Genomic DNA, 2,559 nt, shown 5'->3' with positions numbered 1-2,559 from the left:
GTTGAACGAACAAAGCCCCATTTCCGAAATATTGCTGATTTATCTGAATCGCCTTTCGGATTACCTCTTTATCCTGGCGCGAAAATTGTCTTCAGAACTCCAGGCAGATGAGATAAAATGGATTCCAAACCCGCCGGTGGAATAAATTCGGAATTTCACCGTTAAGTAGTTGCCTTTTCCATAAAAATTCCTTAGTGTTAGTAATTAAGCTAAAATTTACTTTGACGTTTTGGTTTTAAATATATTTTTGCAAAAATTTAAAAACGCAGTGTTGCTATGTATTGGACATTAGAATTAGCCTCCTACTTGAGTGATGCCCCCTGGCCGGCCTCCAAAGACGAACTAATAGATTACGCCATTCGTACAGGAGCCCCGCTGGAAGTCGTGGAAAATCTTCAGTCCATGGAAGAGGAAGGTGGCGAAATCTACGAATCCATCGAAGAAATCTGGCCGGATTATCCCACCGAAGAAGATTATTTGTGGAACGAAGACGAATACTGACAATCCTCATAACAATCCCTTAAAAGTCTCCCCGGAGGCTTTTTTTTTATGTAATTTTGACAGCCCGGGCCTTGTTTTCCGACACTGGCAAAAACTGGAATACCTTTTGTACTGGAAAGAGGGCCTGAAATAACATTCAGGGCTACCCCTTTTGCGGTAAGCAGGGGAAGCGCGACCGCCTCAGGCAACAGAAAACAACACAAAAATTATGAGTTTAGTCAATACGATCTTAAAAGCATTTGTAGGAGACAAAGCTAAAAAGGACGTCAAATCCCTTCAACCCCTGGTTGAAAAAATCAGGTCTTTCGGGCCTGGCCTCGAGGCGCTCTCCAACGACGAACTCAGAGGAAAGACGTTTACATTTAAAGCCCTTATTCAGGAGAGAATCGCCGATCTGGAGGCCCAGATTACCGATTTACGCGAGCAGGTTAAAAACTCAGCGGATATCGACCTGAATGAAAGCCTCTATAGTCAGATCGATCAACTCCGGGACGCCTCCTATCAGAAAACCGAGGAAACCCTGGAAGAAATACTTCCCGAGGCCTTTGCCGTTGTTAAGGAAACCGCCCGAAGGTTTGCGTCAAACCCCAAACTCGTAGTTAGTGCGAGTGAATTTGACCGAAAGCTTTCGGCCACCTCGGATTATGTCACCCTGGATGGCGATAAAGCAGTCTGGAGTAACTCATGGGATGCCGCAGGGAAAGAAGTCACCTGGGATATGGTGCATTACGACGTACAGCTGATTGGGGGGATTGTACTGCATCAGGGTAAAATTGCCGAAATGCAGACCGGGGAAGGTAAAACCCTCGTGGCTACCCTGCCCATGTATCTCAATGCCCTCTCTGGCGAGGGCGTGCACCTGGTAACTGTCAATGACTACCTCGCCAAAAGGGATAGTGCCTGGATGGCCCCGATTTTTGAGTTCCACGGACTCTCGGTGGACTGCATCGATAAGCACAAGCCCAATTCTGAAAGCCGCCGGGCAGCCTACAATGCGGATATAACTTACGGGACAAACAATGAATTTGGGTTTGATTACCTCAGGGATAATATGGCACATACCCCTGGTGATTTGGTACAACGCCCCCACCATTACGCCATTGTGGATGAGGTAGATTCAGTATTGGTCGATGATGCCCGGACACCCCTTATCATCTCCGGCCCGGTTCCAGAGGGAGACCGGCACGAGTTTCATGAACTCCGGCCAAAAGTGTCGGAACTCGTTCAAAAACAGCAGCGCTACCTGACCGGAGTACTGGCCGAAGCGAAAAAGAAAATTGGCGAAGGGGATACCAAAGAAGGAGGCTTCCTATTATTAAGGGTTCACAGGGGCCTGCCAAAAAACAAGGCCCTGATTAAATTCCTCAGTGAAGAAGGGATCAAACAGCTCCTTCAGAAAACGGAGAATTTCTACATGCAGGACAACAATCGCGAAATGCCGAAGGTAGATGCGGAATTATTGTTTGTCATCGATGAGAAAAACAACCAGATAGAACTGACTGATAAGGGAATTGAGTACGTTTCAGGAGATCAGGACAGCGGCTTTTTCATCATGCCGGACATCGGTGGGGAAATCGCCCGAATTGAGAATCAAAATCTGGAAATAGAGGAAGAGGCGCGTTTAAAAGAAGAACTGTTTAAAGACTTTGCCATAAAAAGTGAGCGGGTTCACACCATGACCCAGTTGCTCAAGGCGTATGCCCTGTTCGAAAAAGACGTGGAATACGTCGTTATGGATAACAAGGTAATGATCGTCGATGAACAAACCGGGCGGATAATGGATGGGCGCCGGTATTCGGACGGCCTACACCAGGCCATAGAGGCCAAAGAAAATGTAAAGATCGAGGCGATGACCCAGACCTTTGCAACCATTACCCTTCAGAACTACTTCAGGATGTACCGCAAACTCGCCGGGATGACGGGAACAGCCGTTACAGAGGCCGGCGAATTCTGGGAAATCTACAAATTAGATGTTGTAGAAATCCCCACCAACCGACCCATTGCCCGGGATGATCGCAATGATTTGATTTACAAGACTAAACGGGAGAAATACAATGC

The 2,559-nt window shown here is 47.1% G+C and carries 2 protein-coding genes and 1 pseudogene; all 3 read left to right on the top strand.

The features are described 5' to 3' along the window. A pseudogene (locus WBV75_RS07245) lies at nt 1-145 on the top strand (cob(I)yrinic acid a,c-diamide adenosyltransferase); the annotation flags it as partial. Between the two features lie 131 nt (nt 146-276). Beyond that, nucleotides 277-501, top strand: coding sequence for a DUF2795 domain-containing protein (locus tag WBV75_RS07240; protein ID WP_010520089.1), 225 nt, complete (start codon nt 277-279; stop codon nt 499-501). Between the two features lie 208 nt (nt 502-709). Then, a partial coding sequence (locus WBV75_RS07235) for a DEAD/DEAH box helicase (RefSeq protein ID WP_424119963.1) occupies nt 710-2,559 on the top strand: 1,850 nt, incomplete at its 3' end.

Origin of the sequence: Robiginitalea sp. (assembly GCF_049588695.1) — a bacterium.
In the GTDB taxonomy this organism is placed as follows: domain Bacteria; phylum Bacteroidota; class Bacteroidia; order Flavobacteriales; family Flavobacteriaceae; genus Robiginitalea.
Note: the sequence above shows the minus strand (reverse complement) of the source record. Positions and strands in the feature narration are given on the sequence as shown.

Excerpts from the sequence above, each read along its gene's own strand:
- WBV75_RS07240 (WP_010520089.1), top strand. The coding sequence starts at position 277 with ATGTATTGGACATTAGAATTAGCCTCCTACTTGAGTGATGCCCCCTGG.